The sequence below is a fragment of the Micromonospora sp. NPDC001898 genome, from assembly GCF_042891255.1.
Classification (GTDB): domain Bacteria; phylum Actinomycetota; class Actinomycetes; order Mycobacteriales; family Micromonosporaceae; genus Micromonospora.
The window spans coordinates 424454-441597 of the sequence record NZ_JBIATC010000004.1; the positions used below are offsets into that span (position 1 = coordinate 424454).

The following is a 17144-nucleotide window of genomic DNA, read 5'->3' on the forward strand; positions in this document are numbered from 1 at the left end:
CGGATTGGCGCTGCCAGCGGCCGGTTCCCACCCGTTAGCGTCGCGACATGGAGCTGGAGCAGGCACTGAAGCTGTGGCAGCCGGAACCCGGCTGGCTGAACACCGCCACCTACGGGCTGCCGCCCGAGCCGGCCTGGGCGGCGTTGCAGGAGGCGCTGGCCGACTGGCGGGTGGGGCGGACCTCCTGGGAGGGCTGGGGCGAGTCGACCGAGCGGGCCCGCGCGGCCTTCGCCGGCCTGGTCGGGGTGCCGGCCGCCGACGTCGCGGTCGGCAGCACCGTTTCCCAGATACTCGCCCCGGTCGCGGCGGCACTGCCGCCCGGCGCCACGGTGGTCGTCCCGGAGGTCGAGTTCACCTCCAACCTCTTCCCCTGGCTGGCGCAGGCCGAGCGCGGCGTCGAGGTGCGCACCGTCCCGGCCGCCGGTCTGGTCGACGCCATCGACGCCGGCACCGACCTGGTCGCGTTCAGCCTGGTGCAGTCCGCCGACGGCACGATCGCCGACTACGACGGGATCGTGGCCGCCGCCCGGGCGCACGGCGCGCTGGTGGCCGTCGACGCCACCCAGGCGTGCGGCTGGCTGCCGTTCGACGCGGGCCGGGCCGACGTGGTGGCGGTCGGCGGGTACAAGTGGCTGATGGGGCCGCGCGGCACGGCCTTCGCCTATTTGGCCCCGGCCCTGCGTGAGCGGCTGCGCCCCGACGCGGCCGGCTGGTACGCGGCCGGTGACCCGCGAACGTCCCACTACGGGCCACCCCTGCGGCTGGCCGCCGACGCCCGGCGGTTCGACATCTCCCCGGCCTGGTTCAGCTGGGTCGGCGCCGCTCCCGCACTGGAACTGCTCGCCGAGATCGGAGTGCCGGCGGTGCGCGAGCACGACGTGGCGCTGGCCAACCGGTTCCTCGCCGGGCTGGGTCAGCCGCCGGGGGACAGTGCGATCGTCACCGTCGATGCGCCCGACGCGCGGGATCGGTTGGAACGCGCCGGCATCCGGGCGGCGGTACGCGCCGGTCGGGTCCGGGCCTCGTTCCACCTGTACACCTCGCAGGCCGACGTCGACCTGGCCCTGGACGCGCTGACCGGCTGACCAGATCGCCCACCGCCGCGCCGCCGGACACCCCGGCGGCGCGGTCCCGTGCTGCCCTTTGACGGGCCGCCAAGAGCCGGGCTGTGTCGGACTGGGCGTGGGGCCGGCGCGCGAGGTCGTGGTCCGGGTTTCGGGGTGACGGGTGCCGGACACGCCGCTGGCCGGGCCCCCTTGTCGGGGGCCTGGCCGGTTGGCTGTTCGGTGGTGCGGGGGTCAGCTGTTCCAGTGCTCGGTGACGAGGTCGGCGGCCTGCTGCTCCCACTGCGCGTACGCGTCCGGGTACGCCGACACCTGCACGGTCTGCGCGGCCTCGGTCAGCGGCATGTCCTGCCACCCGTCGACCTGCTTCAGACCCTTCAGGAACGCCAGGGTCGAGTATTCGGGGTCGGTGATCTGTTCGGGGGTGCCCCAGCCGGAGGTGGGGCGCTGTTGGAACAGGCCCTGCGAGTCGTGGTCGTTGCGGTCGCCCAGGTGGCCCAGGTTCTCCAGCTTCGACTCCTGCAGGGACGTGCCGATGGAGATGACGGCGGCCCGCTCGTTCATGCCGGCCTTCTTCGTGGCGGCGATGATGGCCTTCGCGTTGGCGGTCTGCTCGTCGTCGAGCGTGATGCGGGACTGTTCGCCCTGCACGCCGTGGGGGATCAGTTTGGCCTTGTCGACTGTCGGCTTGTCGGCCTGTACGGCGACGGCGGTGGTCGGGGTGGATGCGGTGGGGGTGGTGGTGTGGGCGGTGGCGGGGCCGGCGAACACGCCGCCGGCGAAGGCGAGACCGGCGATGCCGAGAACGCTCTTACGGATGATCGTGTTCATGGGGGTGTCTCCAATCGGGGGTCGACACACGCGCCCGCCCGGGGAGGGGCGGGGGGTGTGAGCACCACGTCGAGGCGCCCAACAGATCAAGAATCAGGGGGGAAGTCGCGGCTCACCGCGCCCGCAGGGGGGTGCTGGTGGCGGCGGGTCCATGTGTAACGACCGGGGGCCGGCCCGCATTCCACGGGGGTTCGGGCGGCTCGGCAGCGGGGTGCGCTACTCGATCGTCTGCCATGTGTAACGACCCCGGGCCGGCCCATGTTCCGCCGGACGGATGCCCCCGGTCACACCCCGAACCACCCCAAACCTCACTCCGGCCCGCCCACCCCGGCCTTCGGCACAGGGTGATCAAGAGGTTTGCGCCGGCTTGGTGAGTTGGCCGGGCCGGGTGGGGCTGGCGGAGTGGGTGCGCCCGAATCTGACCCGAACCTCTTGATCCGCCATTGGGCGCCCGCTACGGGGCGGGGGCAGGGGTTGGTGTGAGGTGGGGCACAAGGGATACGGGACGGTTCCGTATCGAAAAGGGTTGGCCTAGGCTCGTTTCGCGTTACGAGTATGACCCGTTTCGTAATTGCCGCGGGTGGACCTGGGGGAGAGCCGGCCATGCAGCTTCACGAGAACACCGGACACCCGAGGAGGTGGGCGATCCTCGGGGTGCTGGTGATCAGCCTCCTCGTCGTCGTCCTCGACAACACCATCCTCAACGTCGCCCTGCGTACCCTCGCCGACCCGGTGCGCGGTCTCGGCGCCACCCAGGGCGAGCTGGAGTGGTCCATCAACTCCTACACCCTGGTTTTCGCCGGTCTGTTGTTCACCTTCGGCGTGCTCGGCGACCGCGCCGGGCGCAAGCGGTTCCTGGTGGCCGGCCTGGTGTTCTTCGGCCTCGCCTCACTGCTGTCCGCGTACGCGCAGAACCCGGCCCAGCTGATCGCGGCCCGCGCGCTGATGGGCCTGGGCGGCGCGGCGATCATGCCGGCGACCCTGTCGATCATCTCCAACGTCTTCGACCCCCGGGAGCGGGGCCGGGCGATCGGCATCTGGGCCGGCGCGGTCGGCCTGGCCGTGGCGATCGGCCCGATCCTCGGCGGCGCGCTGCTGGAGCACTTCTGGTGGGGCTCGGTCTTCCTGATCAATGTGCCGGTCGTCGTGCTCGGCGTGGTCCTGGTCGCCCTGCTGGTCCCCGAGTCGCGCGACCCCGACCCGGGCCGGGTCGACGTCCCCGGCGTGCTGCTGTCGGTGGTGGGCCTGGTCGCGCTGACCTACGGCATCATCGACGGCGGCGAGCACGGCTTCGACCGGCCGCTGGTCTGGGCGTCGATCGTCGGCGGACTGGCCGTGCTGGCCTGGTTCGTGGTGCTGGAGCTGCGCAGCGACCACCCGTCGCTGGACGTCCGGCTGTTCCGGGTGCCGCGGTTCGCCGCGCCGGTGGCGCTGGTCGGGCTGATCTTCTTCGCCGCCATGGGCGTGATGTTCTTCAGCTCGTTCTATCTTCAGCTGGTCCGCGGCTACAGCCCGTTGGAGACCGGCCTGCTCTTCCTGCCCTTCGCCGCGGCGCAGCTCATCTTCGCCCCGCGCAGCGCGGCGATGGTCCGCAGGTACGGGGGCAGGGCGGTCGCGGTCGTCGGCCTGGCGCTGACCGTGGTGTCGCTGGGGGCGTTCGTGTTCATTGATGCCAGCACCCCGCTCTGGGCGGTCCTGGTGTGCTTCTTCCTTCAGGGCACGGGGATGGCGAACGTCATGCCGCCGGCCACCGAGTCGATCATGTCGGCGCTGCCCCGGGAGAAGGCGGGGGTCGGCTCGGCGGTCAGCAACACGATTCGGCAGGTCGCCGGTGCACTCGGGGTGGCCGTGCTCGGCTCGGTCCTGTCCGCGCTGTACCGCCAGGACGTCGCCCCGGCCCTGCGGGGCCTGCCTGCGGCGGCGCACGAGGCGGCCGCTGAGTCGATCTCCGGGGCGTACACCGCGGCCAGCCAGCTCGGCCCGGCCGGGCCGGCGCTGGTCACGTCGGCCAACCACGCCTTCGTCTCGGCGATGCACTGGGCGGCGGCCCTCTCGGCGGCGGTCGCCGCGCTCGGCATCGTGGTCGCGTTGCGCTGGATGCCCGGCCGGGACCAGGGGCAGCCGCCGGCCGCGACGCCGGTGGCCGGGAAACCGGAGTTGGCCGGAGCCGCATAAATATGGGAAGAATGTCGGACATGACTTCTGCCGCCGACGCTCCGCGACCGCCCGGCCGACCGCGGAGCGTCCGCGCGGACGAGGCGATCGTGGAGGCCGTTCTCGACCTGCTCGCCGAGGGCGGCACGATCGAGGCGCTGTCCATCGAGGCCATCGCCGCCCGGGCCGGGGTGGGTAAGGCCACCATCTACCGGCGCTGGTCGGGCAAGGACGCGCTGATGCTCGACGCGCTGCGCCGCCTCAAGGGCGTCCTCCCTCAGCCGACCGGGCACTCCGTCCGGGAGGACCTGGTGCTGCTGGTCGGCGCGATCGGGCACAACGTCGACCCCCGGGCCGCGAAGATCATGCCCTGCCTCGTGTCGGAGGTGAACCGCAGCCCGGACCACTTCCGGGTCTACCAGAACATCATCGAGCCCCGCCGGCAGCTCATGCGCGAGGTGCTCCGCTGGGGGGTACGCAGCGGTGAGCTGCGTGCCGACCTCGACATCGAGGTGGTGATGGCCCTGCTGGCCGGGCCGATGCTGGTACAGCGGTGGCTGCGCTGGAACCCCGAACTGGACGAGGGCTCCCTGCCCGGCCGGATCGTCGACGGCGTCCTGGACGGCATTCGGGCCCGCTGACCCCTCCGGGGCGGGCCGACCCGGAACTCCGGGCCGTGACGGTCCCGAAAATCCGCCGGGCACGCTCGCCACTGCAACCGGGTGGTGGACGGCCCACCGGCCCCCGTCACCGCCGGAGCCCCGCGCGCTGCGGCCGGCTGCCGGCGTGTCCCCGGCGGAGGGTGTCCGGAGCGACCAGTAGGGTGTCGAACACACGTACTGCTGGCGGCTGGGGGAGGAGGCGGCGTGCGCGTGCTCGGCGTCGACCCGGGGCTGACCCGGTGCGGGGTCGGTGTGGTCGAGGGAGTCCCCGGCCGGCCCTGCACCCTGGTCGCCTACTACGTCGTCCAGACCGACCCGGGTGACGACCTGTCGCTGCGCCTGCTGCACCTGGACCGCTCGCTCACCGACCTGGTCGCCGAGCACCAGCCGGACGCCGTCGCCGTGGAGCGGGTGTTCAGCCAGCACAATGTCCGCACCGTGATGGGCACCGCCCAGGCGAGCGGGATCGCGGTGCTGGCCGGCGCGCGGGCCGGCCTGCCGGTGCAGACCTACACCCCGAGCGAGGTGAAGGCTGCCGTGACCGGGTCCGGCCAGGCGGACAAGGCGCAGATGACGGCCATGGTGACCCGGCTGCTGCGGCTGTCCGAGCCGCCGAAGCCGGCCGACGCGGCCGACGCGCTCGCGCTGGCCATCTGCCACGTCTGGCGCGGTGGCACCCGCTCGAAGCTGGCCGAGGCGGCCGACCGGGTACGACGAGGAGGAGCACGATGATCGCCAGTGTGCGCGGCACGGTGACCGCGACGGGCCCCGATCACGCCGTGGTCGAGGTCGGCGGGGTGGGCCTGGCGGTGTACTGCGCCCCCGGCACGCTCGCCGACCTGCGGGTCGGCCAGCCAGCCCGGCTGGCCACCAGCCTGGTGGTCCGGGAGGATTCGCTCACCCTCTACGGCTTCGCCGACGACGCCGCCAAGCAGTTGTTCGAGCTGCTCCAGACCGCCAGCGGGGTGGGTCCCCGGTTGGCCCAGGCGGTGCTCGCCGTGCACACCCCGGACGCGGTGCGCAGGGCGGTCGCCAACGCCGACACGGCGGCGCTGACCCGGGTGCCGGGCATCGGCAAGAAGGGCGCCGAGCGCCTGGTGCTGGAGCTGCGCGACCGGATCGGCCCGGTGCCGGTGGGCGCCGACGGCGCGGCCGGGGTGACCGGGGGCGCCTGGCCCGAGCAGGTCCGCCAGGCCCTGGTCGGGCTCGGCTGGACGGCCGGCCAGGCCGACCAGGCTGTCGCCGCCGTGGCGGAGACCGTCGACGGGCCGCCCCCGCCCGTGCCGGTGCTGCTCAAGCAGGCCATCCGCCTCCTCGGCCGGACCCGATGACGGGCCCGGACGGCAACCTCGTCTCGGCGTACGTCCACGACGCCGAGCTGGACGCCGAGGCCAGTGTCCGGCCGAAGCGGCTGGCGGAGTTCATCGCCCAGCACCGGGTCCGCGACCAGCTTGACCTGCTGCTCCAGGGCGCGATGCGGCGCGGCTCCCCGCCCGACCACATCCTCCTGTCGGGCCCACCCGGCTTGGGCAAGACCACCCTGGCGAACATTGTGGCGGCGGAGCTGGGCGCCGGCCTGCGGGTGACCAGCGGCCCGGTGATCGAGCGCTCCGGGGACCTGGCGGCGATCCTGACCAGCCTCGCCGAGGGTGACGTGCTGTTCATCGACGAGATCCACCGGATCGCGAAGCCGGCCGAGGAACTGCTCTACAGCGCGATGGAGGACTTCCGGGTCGACGTGATCGTCGGCAAGGGGCCGGGGGCCACCGCCATCCCGCTGGACGTGGAGCCGTTCACCCTGGTCGGCGCGACCACCCGGTCCGGCCTGCTGACCGGGCCGATGCGGGACCGGTTCGGCTTCGTCGCGCACCTGGACTTCTACTCCCCGGCCGATCTGGATGTGCTGCTGCGTCGCTCGGCGCGGATCCTGGGTGTGCCGATCACCGACGACGGCGCCGTCGAGATCGCCGGCCGGTCCCGGGGCACCCCCCGGATCGCCAACCGGCTGCTGCGCCGGGTGCGGGACTTCGCCGAGGTCCGGGCCGACGGCGTGGTCACCCTGGAGACGGCCCGGGCCGCCCTCACGGTGTACGACGTCGACGCGCTCGGGCTGGACCGACTGGACCGGGCCGTGCTCACCGCGCTGGTCGACTCGTTCCGGGGCGGGCCCGTCGGGTTGTCCACCCTGGCGGTGGCGGTGGGGGAGCAGCCGGACACGGTCGAGGAGGTCTGCGAGCCGTTCCTGGTCCGGGCGGGGCTGCTCGCCCGCACCCCGCGAGGCCGGGTGGCGACGGAGGCGGCCTGGCGGCACCTGGGCCGTACCCCGCCAAATGGTACATTTGGCACCGATGCTCCTGCCACGCCCGATCTGTTCTCCGCCGCGCCGGATCAGCCGTGATCCGAACGTGATCTATGCCGCTTTCGGCGTTCCCAGGTGCAGGGACTAGACTTCGCCGCGGTTTGTACAGGACGTGAGACCCCGCCTCCGCTCCGGTGCTTTCGCGCCGAGCCGAAGGCCAACCGGAAGGTCAGTAACCGTGCTCTACGCAGCAGCGGGCGGAGGAGGAGTCGGCGGTCTTACGCCGATCCTCATGATCGCCCTGCTCTTCGGCGTCATGTACTTCATGATGATCCGCCCTCAGCAGAAGCGCCGCCGCGAGGCTGAGCAGATGCAGTCCGCCCTCGGCTTTGGCGACGAGGTGGTCACCATCGGCGGTCTCTACGGCACGGTCACCGAGGTGGACGACGACACCGTCCTGCTGGAGGTCGCGCCCGGCGTGCAGACCCGGTACGCCCGTCCGGCCATCGCCCGAGTGATCAACCGGGCCGAGCGGGTCGAGGCGACCGAGCCGGTCGGCGAGGACGTCGAAACCGTCAAGGAGTGACCGCCTCCCCGACGGGGCAGCGGAGACGCCGTTAAAACTGGATAGTTGGGTCGACACCTGACGCCGACACCCGAAGGTTGCCGGTCGACGCCCCCGCGTCGGCCGTGGTCAGCCGTGCCGGCGTCGGGTCGCCGGCCCCGGACAGCCGTCGCCGGGACCCCCGGCCCGACATTCGCGCCGCCGTGTCGGCGGCGCGACCGTAACAGGGAGACAGACAGCCGTGGCACCACCTCAGGGACAGATGCGGCCCGGACGGCAGCTTGCCGTGCTCGGCCTCATCTTCGTCGTCCTATATCTCATGGTGTTCTTCTCGGGCGGCGCCAGTGGTGGCTTGAAGGATCGGCTCGAGCCTCGGCTCGGTCTGGACCTGATCGGCGGCACCCGGCTGACGCTCGAGGCGACGAACAGCATCGACGGCAAGCCCCCGACGACGGAGAACCTCGAAGAGGCCCGCCAGATCATCGAGAACCGGGTCAACGCGTACGGCGTGGCCGAGGCCGAGGTGGTCACCGAGGGCAACCGGAACATCGTCATCTCCCTGCCGGGTGAGAACCGCGACCTCACCGACGTCGGCAGCGCCGCCGAGCTGCGCTTCCGCAAGGTGTTGAAGGCCGCCGACGGCACCGGCGCGGTGGCCCCCCCGGCGGCCACGCCGACCCCGGCCCCGTCGGGCAGCGCGAGCCCCAAGCCGTCGGGCAGCGCCAGCCCCAAGCCGTCGGGCAGTTCGTCGGCCGGAGCGAAGGCGACCGCGTCGCCGAGCGCCGGCGGTCAGGGTGGCGGGGCCGCGGCCCCGAGTGCCAGCGCCACCCCGTCGGCCTCGCCGAGCGCCGCCGCGCCGTCGCCGAGCGCCAGCGCCGAGCCGGTGCCGGAGGGCGTCGAGAAGCAGCGCGCGGCCGTCCAGCAGAAGGTCGGGGCCGCCGCCTGGCAGGCCGCCAGCGGCCTGCAGGCCCCGGCCGACCTGACCACCGATCCGTCGCTGGGCACGACCCTCAAGCCGTTCGGCACGCTCTCCCCGCGCGAGGTCGCGGTGCTGCCGGTGGAGATGCAGTTCAACGTCCCGACGATCGGCTGCGCCCAGCTCGACCAGCGCCCGGCGGCGTCGATCAAGGACGAGAAGCAGAAGGCGATCGCCTGCGAGGACGGCACCCAGAAGTACCTGCTCGACGTGGCGAAGGTGCTCGGCACCGACGTCGGCGACGCCAACGCGGTGCTCGACCAGACCAGCTCCTGGGTGGTCAGCCTCGACTTCAAGGGCAAGGGCCAGGAGAAGTGGACCGCCCTGACCCGGGAGGCGTTCACCAACGAGGGCCAGGCGTGCGACCAGACCGCGCTGGGCCAGGACGGCAAGTGCCGGGTCGCCGTCGTCCTCGACAACAAGGTGGTCTCCTCGCCGGAGATCCAGGGCGTGCTCACCGGTGACTCGCAGATCACCGGAAGCTTCGACAACAAAACGGCCAGCGACCTGGCCAGCCAGCTGCGCTACGGCGCCCTGCCGGTCACCTTCGAGCAACAGGACAAGGTGAACATCACCGCCACGCTGGGCGCCAGCCACCTGCGTGCGGGCCTGCTCGCCGCCGGCATCGGCATGCTGCTGGTCATCATCTACTCGTTCTTCTACTACCGGCTGCTCGGCTCGGTCATCTTCCTGAGCCTGGTGCTGTCGGCGCTGCTGGTCTTCGGCGCGCTGGTGGTGCTCGGCCGGCAGATCGGCTTCACCCTCACCCTCGCCGGCATCGCCGGCATGATCGTCTCGCTCGGCGTGGCGGCGGACTCGTTCGTCATCTACTTCGAACGGCTCAAGGACGAGATCCGCGAGGGCCGCAGCCCGCGCAGTGCGGTGCCGCGGGCCTGGATCCGGGCCCGCCGAACGATCATCTCGGCCAACGCGATCACCCTCATGTCGGCCGTGGTGCTCTACATCGTCTCGGTCGGCACGGTGAAGGGCTTCGCCTTCGCGCTCGGCCTGGCCACGGTGCTCGACCTGGTCGTGGTCTTCCTCTTCCGTCACCCGATCATGACGATGTTCGCCCGGACCCGGGCGTTCCTGTCCCCGCGGGTCAGCGGTCTCGGCCGCGCCCTTCCGGCGCGGACCGAGCAGGCCACCCCCCGTACCTCGCGCGTCAAGGAGGCCTGAGATGGCTAAGACTGGATTGGCGAGCCGCCTCTACCGGGGCGAGGCCGGGGTCGATGTCGTCGGCAAGCGCAAGCTGTGGTTCACCGTCGCCGGGGTGCTGATCCTGATCTCGGTGCTCAGCTTCGGGATCCAGAAGTTCAGCCTGGGCATCGAGTTCGCCGGCGGCAACTCGTTCCAGGTGCCGGCCAGCGTCGGGACGCTGGAGCAGGCCGAGGAGAAGGTCGACGCGGCGCTGGCGAGCACCGCGGGCGGGGCCGAGGTGGCCACCGCGCAGAAGGTCGGCGGCACCGGCGGCGACTACTACGAGATCCGCACCTCGCAGCTCACCCCCGAGCAGGCCGACGCGGCCAAGGCGGAGATTGCCCGGGAGCTCGGCATCCAGCCGGACCAGATCAGCGGCAGCCAGGTCAGCGAGGCGTGGGGCAGCCAGGTCACCTCCCGCGCGCTGCTCGGCCTGGTCATCTTCATCGCGGTGGTGATGGTCTACCTGATCCTGCGCTTCGAGTGGCGGATGGCGGTGGCGGCCGTCTCCTCGCTGTTCATGAACCTGATCCTCACCGCCGGCATCTACTCGCTGGTCGGCTTCGAGGTGACCCCGTCGACGATCATCGGGTTCCTCACCATCCTGGGCTTCGCGCTCTACGACGTGGTGGTGGTCTTCGACAAGGTCCAGGAGAACACCCGGGGCATCACCGCGAACAACAACCAGACGTACGGCGAGGCGGCCAACCTGGCGATCAACCAGAGCCTCATGCGGTCGCTGAACACGTCGGTGGTCGCCCTGCTCCCGGTCGGCGGTCTGCTCTTCATCGGCGCGGGCCTGCTGGGCGCGGGCACCCTGAAGGACCTCGGCCTGGTGCTCTTCGTCGGTATGGCGATCGCGTTCCTGACCTCGATCCTGCTGGCCACCCCGCTGCTGGTGCTGCTGAAGAACTACGAGCCGCGGATCCAGGCGCACAACAAGCGGGTGCTGGCCCGGCGGGGCGCCCTGGCCCGGGGCGAGATCACCCCGAAGGGCGCGCCGCGCCCGGCCGGGGAGGACGACGAGCCCGTCGACCCGGAGGAGGCGGCCCTGGCCGGGGCCGCGCCGAAGGTGGGCGCCCGGCCCGCCGGTAAGCGTCCGAGCGGCGCCCGGGGTGGTCGCCCCGCCGGCGGCGGCGGCAACCGGCCGGGCGGCGCGAAGCGCCGCTGACGCGACCGGGGAGACACCCGCTGGAAACGGTGACGACGGCGTCCTTCATGCTGTGCGAGCGGCGTGGAGGACGCCGTCGTCGTACGAAGGGAGACGGGCCGCCGTGACGGAGACGTACAGCGCCGGGGTACGGGGAGACAGCGGCCCGCAGGTCGCCGAGCTGGTCGCCAGCCGTGTGCTGGACGTGCCGGACTTCCCGAAGCCAGGCGTCATGTTCAAGGACCTGATGCCGCTCTTCGCCGACGGCGCGGTGTTCCGCGAGGTGGTCGACGGGATCGTGGCCTACCACGGGCGGGACTCGTTCGACGCCGTGGTCGGGATCGAGGCCCGGGGCTTCGTGATCGCGGCGGCCGTCGCGTACGCCACCGGGGTCGGCGTGGTGCCGGTGCGCAAGGCCGGCAAGCTGCCCCGCCCCGCCTACTCGGCCTCGTACGCGCTGGAGTACGGCGAAGCGACGCTGGAGCTGCACGAGGACGCGTTCACCGCCGGGCACCGGGTGCTGGTGGTCGACGACGTGCTCGCCACCGGGGGGACCGCCGAGGCCACCCTCGATCTGGTGGAGCGGGCCGGCGGTACGGTCGCCGGCTTCACGGTGCTGCTGGAGCTCGGTTTCCTCGGTGGCCGTGAGCGGCTCGCCCCGCGCCCGGTGCACGCCCTGCTCGAGGTCTGACCGCCCTACGGAGCGGGTTGACGTCCGGTCCGTGCCCTGCTGACCGATTGGTCGTGCTGACTGCCGGGCGGACCCGGTGCGGTCCGTCCGGCCGAGCGGCGGCGCACGGTGCGTACGGGTAGCATTGCCCTTTGCTGACCGGCGGGAAGACCGTCCGGGCGGCGGAGACCAGGCCGGCCGGCGCACGGTCGGCGTACCCCGGCGAGCGGTAAGGAGGCCGGTGTCCCACGATGTCGTCCCTCCGGTGGAGGGCACGGTGCACCCGACAGGCGACGCTGATGGTTCGGTGACCGACAAGGGAGCTGAGCCGCGGGGCGCGGCCCTCGGGAACGAGGCGGGTTCCGCCGACGGCGACATCCCGGCGGCCGGCGTCCTGGAGCCGCTCTCGGCCGACGACTCCGGCGACCAGTCGCCGAGCGGCGGCTTCGCCCTCTCCAACGCGCCCACCGGCCGGCGGGTGCGGGCCCGGCTGGCCCGGTTCAACGCGCCCTGGCAGACCTCGCAGGTCAGCGAGGTGCTGGAGCCGCTGATCTCGTCCCATCGGGTGAACCACCCCAAGGCCGACGCCCGGCTGCTCCAGCGGGCGTTCGACACGGCGGCCCGCTGGCACTCGGGCCAGTACCGCAAGTCCGGCGACCCGTACATCACCCACCCCCTGGCGGTGTCCACCATCCTGGCGAACCTGGGGATGGACACCACCACCCTGGTCGCCGCGCTGCTGCACGACACGATCGAGGACACCGAGTACACGCTCGACCAGATGAAGGTGGACTTCGGCGGCGAGGTCGCGCTGCTCGTCGACGGGGTGACGAAACTCGACAAGGTCAAGCTCGGCGACGCCGCCAAGGCGGAGACCATCCGCAAGATGGTCGTGGCGATGGCCAAGGACCCCCGGGTCCTGGTGATCAAGCTGGCCGACCGGCTGCACAACATGCGCACCCTGACCTTCCTGCCCCGCCCCAAGCAGGAGCAGAAGGCGAAGGAGACGCTGGAGATCCTGGCGCCCCTGGCGCACCGGCTGGGCATGAACACGATCAAGTGGGAGTTGGAGGACCTCGCCTTCGGCACGCTGTTCCCGAAGCGGTACGAGGAGATCCTCCGGCTGATCGGGGAGCACCAGCCGCAGCGGGAGACGCAGCTGCGCCAGGTCACCCAGAAGGTGCAGACCGACCTGAAGGCCGCCAAGATCAAGGCGGAGACGACGGGACGGCCGAAGCACCTGTACTCGATCTACCAGAAGATGATCGTGCGGGGTCGCGACTTCAACGACATCTACGACCTGGTGGGTGTGCGGATCCTGGTCGACACGGTGCGGGACTGCTACGCGGCGCTGGGTGTGATCCACGCGAATTGGCAGCCGGTGCCGGGTCGGTTCAAGGACTACATCGCGATGCCGAAGTTCAACATGTACCAGTCGTTGCACACGACGGTCATCGGGCCCACCGGCAAGCCGGTGGAGATGCAGATCCGCACGTACGCGATGCACCGCACCGCCGAGTTCGGCATCGCCGCGCACTGGAAGTACAAGGAGCACAAGGGCACCCAGATCGTCGGCCCGCCGGCGCACATCGACGAGATGACCTGGCTGCGGCAGCTGCTGGACTGGCAGCGGGAGGCGGCGGACCCGAGCGAGTTCCTGGACGCGCTGCGCTTCGACCTGTCCAGCCAGGAGGTGTACGTCTTCACCCCCAAGGGCGACGTCATCCCGCTGCCGACCGGGTCGACGCCGGTGGACTTCGCGTACGCGGTGCACACCGAGGTGGGGCACAAGTGCATCGGGGCGCGGGTCAACGGCAAGCTGGTGCCGTTGGAGTCGACGCTGTCCAACGGCGACGTGATCGAGATCTTCACGTCGAAGTCCGAGACGGCGGGGCCGACGCAGGACTGGCTGGGATTCGTGAAGAGCCCCCGGGCGCGCACGAAGATCCGGCAGTACTTCAACAAGGAGCGCCGCGAGGAGGCGATCGAGGCCGGCAAGGACTCGATCGTCAAGGCGATGCGCAAGCAGGGCATGCCGTTGCAGCGGATGCTCACCTCGGACGCGTTGATGACGATCGCCCGGGACCTGCACCTGGCCGACGTGGCGTCGCTGTACGCGGCGGTCGGCGACAGTCAGGTCTCCGCCCAGTCGGTGGTGCAGAAGCTGATGGCCGCGTACGGCGGCGAGGAGGGCGCGGCGGAGGACATCGCCGAGACCGCCGTCGCCACCCGGCCGCCGCGCAGTCGGCAGAGCAGCGCCGATCCGGGCGTGGTGGTGCGCGGCGTCAGCGACGTCTGGATCAAGCTGGCCCGGTGCTGCACCCCGGTGCCGCCGGACGCGGTCTTCGGGTTCGTCACCCGCTCCGGCGGGGTCAGCGTGCACCGGGACGACTGCGCCAACGCCGAGGACCTGCTGGCCCAGGACGAGCGGGTGGTCGAGGTCAGCTGGAAGCTCACCTCCGCCTCGACGTTCCTGGTGGCCATCCAGGTGGAGGCCCTGGACCGGCACAAGCTGCTCGCGGACGTGACCCGGGTGCTCTCCGAGGAGCGGGTCAACATCCTGTCCGCGACGGTCACCACCACCCGGGACCGGGTGGCGGTCAGCCGGTTCAGCTTCGAGATGGCCGACCCGAAGCACCTGGGCCACCTGCTGGCCGCCGTCCGCAAGGTCGACGGCGTCTTCGACGCGTACCGGGTCACCTCGGGGTCCTGATCCGCACACGACAGCGCCCGCCGGCTCTCAGCCGGCGGGCGCTTCGTCGTGGTGGAGGGCTCAGCCCTGCGGCTCGCTCATCGTCAGCTTCTTGATGACGACCTCCTTCTTGGGGTGGCCACCGCCGGCCTGCTTGGCGAACGCCTTGTCGTCGCCGGCCTTGGCGACGGCCTCGACGATGTCCATGCCGCCGGTGATCGTGCCCAGGACGGTGTAGTTCGGGTCGAGCTGCGAGTCGCCGTAGACGATGAAGAACTGGCTGCCGGTGCTGCCGGGCTGTCCCGAGTTGGCCATCGCGATGACCCCCTTCGGGTAGGCGGGGCGCTTGTCGGTGGGCAGGTTCTCCTCGGTCAGCTTGTATGCCGGGCCGCCGGTGCCGTCGGTCTCCCGCCAGCCCTTGCCGGTCGCGCTCGGGTCACCGCACTGGAGCACCTGGATGCCCTCGGTGACCAGGCGGTGACACTTGCTGTTGTCGAAGAAGTTCTTGCTCGCCAGGTGGGTGAAGCTGGCCGCGGTGCACGGCGAGGCGGCCCGGTCGACCTTGGCGGTGATCGGGCCCAGGTTGGTGTCCATCGTCAGGGTCTGGACGCCGGTGTTCGCCTGCTGGTTCTGCGGCAGCCCGACGTCCTTGACCTCCTTGGTCCGGCTCTCCTTGGGGATCTCGGTGAACGCGCACTGCACGAGACCGCTCGCGGCGGTTTCCTGCTTGTCGTCGTCGTCGCCGACGACGGTGGTGGCCAGCCACACGGTGCCGGCGACCACGAGCAACAGGGCCGCCCCGGCGCCGACGACCGCCTGCGTCTGCCGGCGCTTGCGGGCCCTGGTTGCCTGCGCGGCCATGTTCCGCTGAAGTCGGGCCTTCGCCGCCGCGCGCTGCCGCTCTTTCGTGGACGTCACGGTCGATCCTCCTGGACTGTGTCTCTGGCGCGGTCAGTGCCGCAGTGTGTGGGGCGGGGCCCGGTCAGCCGGCGCTCGGGCTGGCCGCCGGAGCGCCCGATGCCGGGGCGGGCGCGGCCGGCGCCGTCGTCGGCTCGCCGACGGTGAGGCTCTGGATCACCAAGTCGGTCTTCGGCTTGACCTTTGCTCCGCTCCCATTGTCCACGGTCGGGAGGGCGCCGATCTTCGTGATCACGTCGAGCCCGCCGGTGACCTTGCCGATCACCGGGTAGACCGGCTTGGCAGGATTGAAGTCCTTGAAGAAGATGAGGAACTGGCTGCCGTTGGCGCCCGGCGGGTTGGCCATCATCGCGACCGTGCCCTTCGGGTACGCCGGGGGCTGGCCGGGGGCGGGGCTGGCCGACGGGCTCGCCTCGGGCTGCACGGGGACGTTCTCGTCGTAGAACGAGTAGGTCGGGCCGCCCAGGCCGGTGCCGCTCGGGTCACCGCAGCGCAACGCGCCCTCGTCGGTGATCTCGTGGCACGTGGCGTTGTCGTAGAAGCCCCGGCTGGCCAGGTGGGCGATGCTCGCCCCGGCGCAGGGGGCCGAGGCGAGGTCGAGCTCCGCGGTGACCGGCGCGCCCTGGTTGGTGGTGACGGTCATCGCCCGGGTGCCGGAGGTCGGCAGGCCGGTGGTGGCCGGGGTGCCGACGTCCTTGAGGTTGGTGTTCGCGGTGGCGTCCTGGGGAGTCCAGATGCAGATGTCCTCGGCGGCCTTGTTCTTCTCCGGGTCGTCGTCGAAGGCGCCCAGCGCCCACGCCGAGCCGGCCACGATCAGCGCGAGCACCACGGCGGCGCCGACGCCGGCCTGGATCTGCCGGCGGCGCCTGATCCGGGAGGCCCGTCGGGCCAACTGTCGGTCGAGCTTGGCCCGCGCCATTTTGCGCTGCCGGTCCCTGCTGGAAGCCACCCGTGCTCCCCCTCCTCATACCCTGACGGTCACCGGCGGGTCGGGCGTCGCGCCCTGTCTGGCGGCACGTGCGCTACGCCACACGCCCGCCAGAGTGTACGGGTACCGACTGGGAATGTGGTGTACCAGGTCCTCGCAAGGTTTATCGGGGGGTGTCACTGTGGCTGCGGGGGCCCGCGGGGCGGGTGGGCCGACGGAATCCGCGCGCCGATGCGGCTAGGCTGCCAGTGCAGGGACGACAGCTCGACGGAAGGGGAGCGGACGTGCTCGTGGCCGGCTTTCCCGCGGACGCCTTCGGCACCAACTGCTATGTGGTGGCGACCGCGCCGGGGGAGCAGTGCGTGGTGGTCGACCCGGGCATCGGGGTGCTCGACCGGCTCGACGCCGTGCTCGCCGAGCATCGCCTGCACCCGGCCGCGGTGCTGCTCACCCACGGCCACCTCGACCACACCTTCTCCGTCGCGCCGGTCTGCGGCGCCCGGGGCATCACCGCGTACGTCCACCCCGCCGACCGGGAGTTGCTGGCCGACCCGGGCAAGGCGCTGTCGATGGACCTCACCCAGCTCTTCGGTGGCCGGCTGCCCTACACCGAGCCCGACGACGTCGCCGAGCTGACCGACGGGGCCACCCTCGCCCTGGCCGGCCTGGAGATCACCGTCGACCACGCCCCGGGCCATACCGGCGGGTCGGTGCTGTTCCGGCTGCCCGGCGCCGGCTCGCCCTGGGAGGCCGAGCAGGTCTGCCTCTCCGGCGACGTGCTCTTCGCCGGCTCGATCGGCCGCACCGACCTGTGGGGCGGCAGCATGCCCCGGATGCTCGCCAGCCTGCGGGACAAGATCCTCCCGCTGGCCGACGACACCGTGGTGCTGCCCGGCCACGGCCCCGCGACCACCATCGGTCGCGAGCGCGCGAGCAACCCGTACCTCGTCGAGGTGGCGGGCTCCGGCGGCGCGCGCCCCGCCGCGCCCACCCGCGGCCTCTAGATCCTCCGCCCGCGCCGCGCGGGCCACGACC

Annotated in this window: 14 protein-coding genes and 1 pseudogene; 12 read left to right on the forward strand and 3 right to left on the reverse strand. The window is 71.9% G+C overall.

Translation table 11 applies throughout. The features are described from left to right. The first annotated feature begins 47 nt into the window (after positions 1-47). Entirely contained in the window at positions 48-1085 is a 1038-nt protein-coding gene (locus ACFYZF_RS12450; RefSeq protein ID WP_350882384.1) for an aminotransferase class V-fold PLP-dependent enzyme, read from the forward strand. Between the two features lie 213 nt (positions 1086-1298). Here ACFYZF_RS12450 and ACFYZF_RS12455 read toward each other — a convergent pair whose 3' ends face one another. Continuing rightward, positions 1299-1895, reverse strand: a complete 597-nt coding sequence (locus ACFYZF_RS12455; protein ID WP_387019056.1) for a hypothetical protein — start codon at positions 1893-1895, stop codon at positions 1299-1301. Positions 1896-2498: 603 nt separating this feature from the next. Between ACFYZF_RS12455 and ACFYZF_RS12460 the strand changes: the two genes are divergently transcribed. The 10 genes and pseudogenes from ACFYZF_RS12460 to ACFYZF_RS12505 all read left to right on the forward strand — a co-directional run. Beyond that, positions 2499-4070, forward strand: coding sequence for an MFS transporter (locus ACFYZF_RS12460; protein ID WP_387019059.1), 1572 nt, complete (start codon positions 2499-2501; stop codon positions 4068-4070). 11 nt (positions 4071-4081) lie between these two features. Then, the gene (locus ACFYZF_RS12465) at positions 4082-4690 is read left to right on the forward strand and encodes a TetR/AcrR family transcriptional regulator (protein ID WP_387019062.1); all 609 of its coding nucleotides are present in this window, start codon (positions 4082-4084) and stop codon (positions 4688-4690) included. Positions 4691-4915: 225 nt separating this feature from the next. Beyond that, a complete protein-coding gene (gene ruvC, locus ACFYZF_RS12470; RefSeq protein ID WP_387019065.1) occupies positions 4916-5443 on the forward strand; it encodes a crossover junction endodeoxyribonuclease RuvC in 528 nt (175 codons plus the stop codon). Further along, entirely contained in the window at positions 5440-6042 is a 603-nt protein-coding gene (ruvA, locus tag ACFYZF_RS12475; RefSeq protein ID WP_387019068.1) for a Holliday junction branch migration protein RuvA, read from the forward strand. The genes ruvC and ruvA overlap by 4 nt, the downstream gene beginning before the upstream one ends. Next, the gene (ruvB, locus tag ACFYZF_RS12480) at positions 6039-7109 is read left to right on the forward strand and encodes a Holliday junction branch migration DNA helicase RuvB (RefSeq protein WP_387019071.1); all 1071 of its coding nucleotides are present in this window, start codon (positions 6039-6041) and stop codon (positions 7107-7109) included. Before ruvA ends, ruvB begins: the two co-directional genes overlap by 4 nt. A gap of 139 nt (positions 7110-7248) precedes the next feature. Beyond that, positions 7249-7596 carry a preprotein translocase subunit YajC gene (gene yajC / locus ACFYZF_RS12485; protein ID WP_387019074.1) on the forward strand — a complete coding sequence of 116 codons (348 nt, stop codon included), beginning with the start codon at positions 7249-7251 and terminating at the stop codon, positions 7594-7596. Positions 7597-7816: 220 nt separating this feature from the next. Further along, a complete protein-coding gene (secD, locus tag ACFYZF_RS12490; RefSeq protein WP_387019077.1) occupies positions 7817-9730 on the forward strand; it encodes a protein translocase subunit SecD in 1914 nt (637 codons plus the stop codon). A 1-nt stretch (position 9731) separates the two neighbouring features. After that, the gene (gene secF, locus ACFYZF_RS12495) at positions 9732-10922 is read left to right on the forward strand and encodes a protein translocase subunit SecF (protein WP_387019079.1); all 1191 of its coding nucleotides are present in this window, start codon (positions 9732-9734) and stop codon (positions 10920-10922) included. Between the two features lie 103 nt (positions 10923-11025). After that, positions 11026-11592 (forward strand): adenine phosphoribosyltransferase, encoded by a 567-nt coding sequence (locus ACFYZF_RS12500; RefSeq protein ID WP_387019081.1) that lies wholly within the window; start codon positions 11026-11028, stop codon positions 11590-11592. Positions 11593-12004: 412 nt separating this feature from the next. Further along, a pseudogene (locus tag ACFYZF_RS12505) lies at positions 12005-14284 on the forward strand (RelA/SpoT family protein); the annotation flags it as partial. 60 nt (positions 14285-14344) lie between these two features. Here the strand turns inward: ACFYZF_RS12505 and ACFYZF_RS12510 are convergent. Beyond that, positions 14345-15181: a peptidylprolyl isomerase gene (locus ACFYZF_RS12510; RefSeq protein WP_387019084.1), complete on the reverse strand. Its 837-nt coding sequence runs from the start codon at positions 15179-15181 to the stop codon at positions 14345-14347. Positions 15182-15245: 64 nt separating this feature from the next. Then, positions 15246-16130, reverse strand: coding sequence for a peptidylprolyl isomerase (locus tag ACFYZF_RS12515; RefSeq protein WP_387019087.1), 885 nt, complete (start codon positions 16128-16130; stop codon positions 15246-15248). Between the two features lie 263 nt (positions 16131-16393). On the opposite strand from ACFYZF_RS12515, the gene ACFYZF_RS12520 reads away from it, so the two are divergent. Next, a complete protein-coding gene (locus tag ACFYZF_RS12520) occupies positions 16394-17113 on the forward strand; it encodes an MBL fold metallo-hydrolase (protein ID WP_387019319.1) in 720 nt (239 codons plus the stop codon). The last annotated feature ends 31 nt before the right edge of the window (positions 17114-17144 follow it).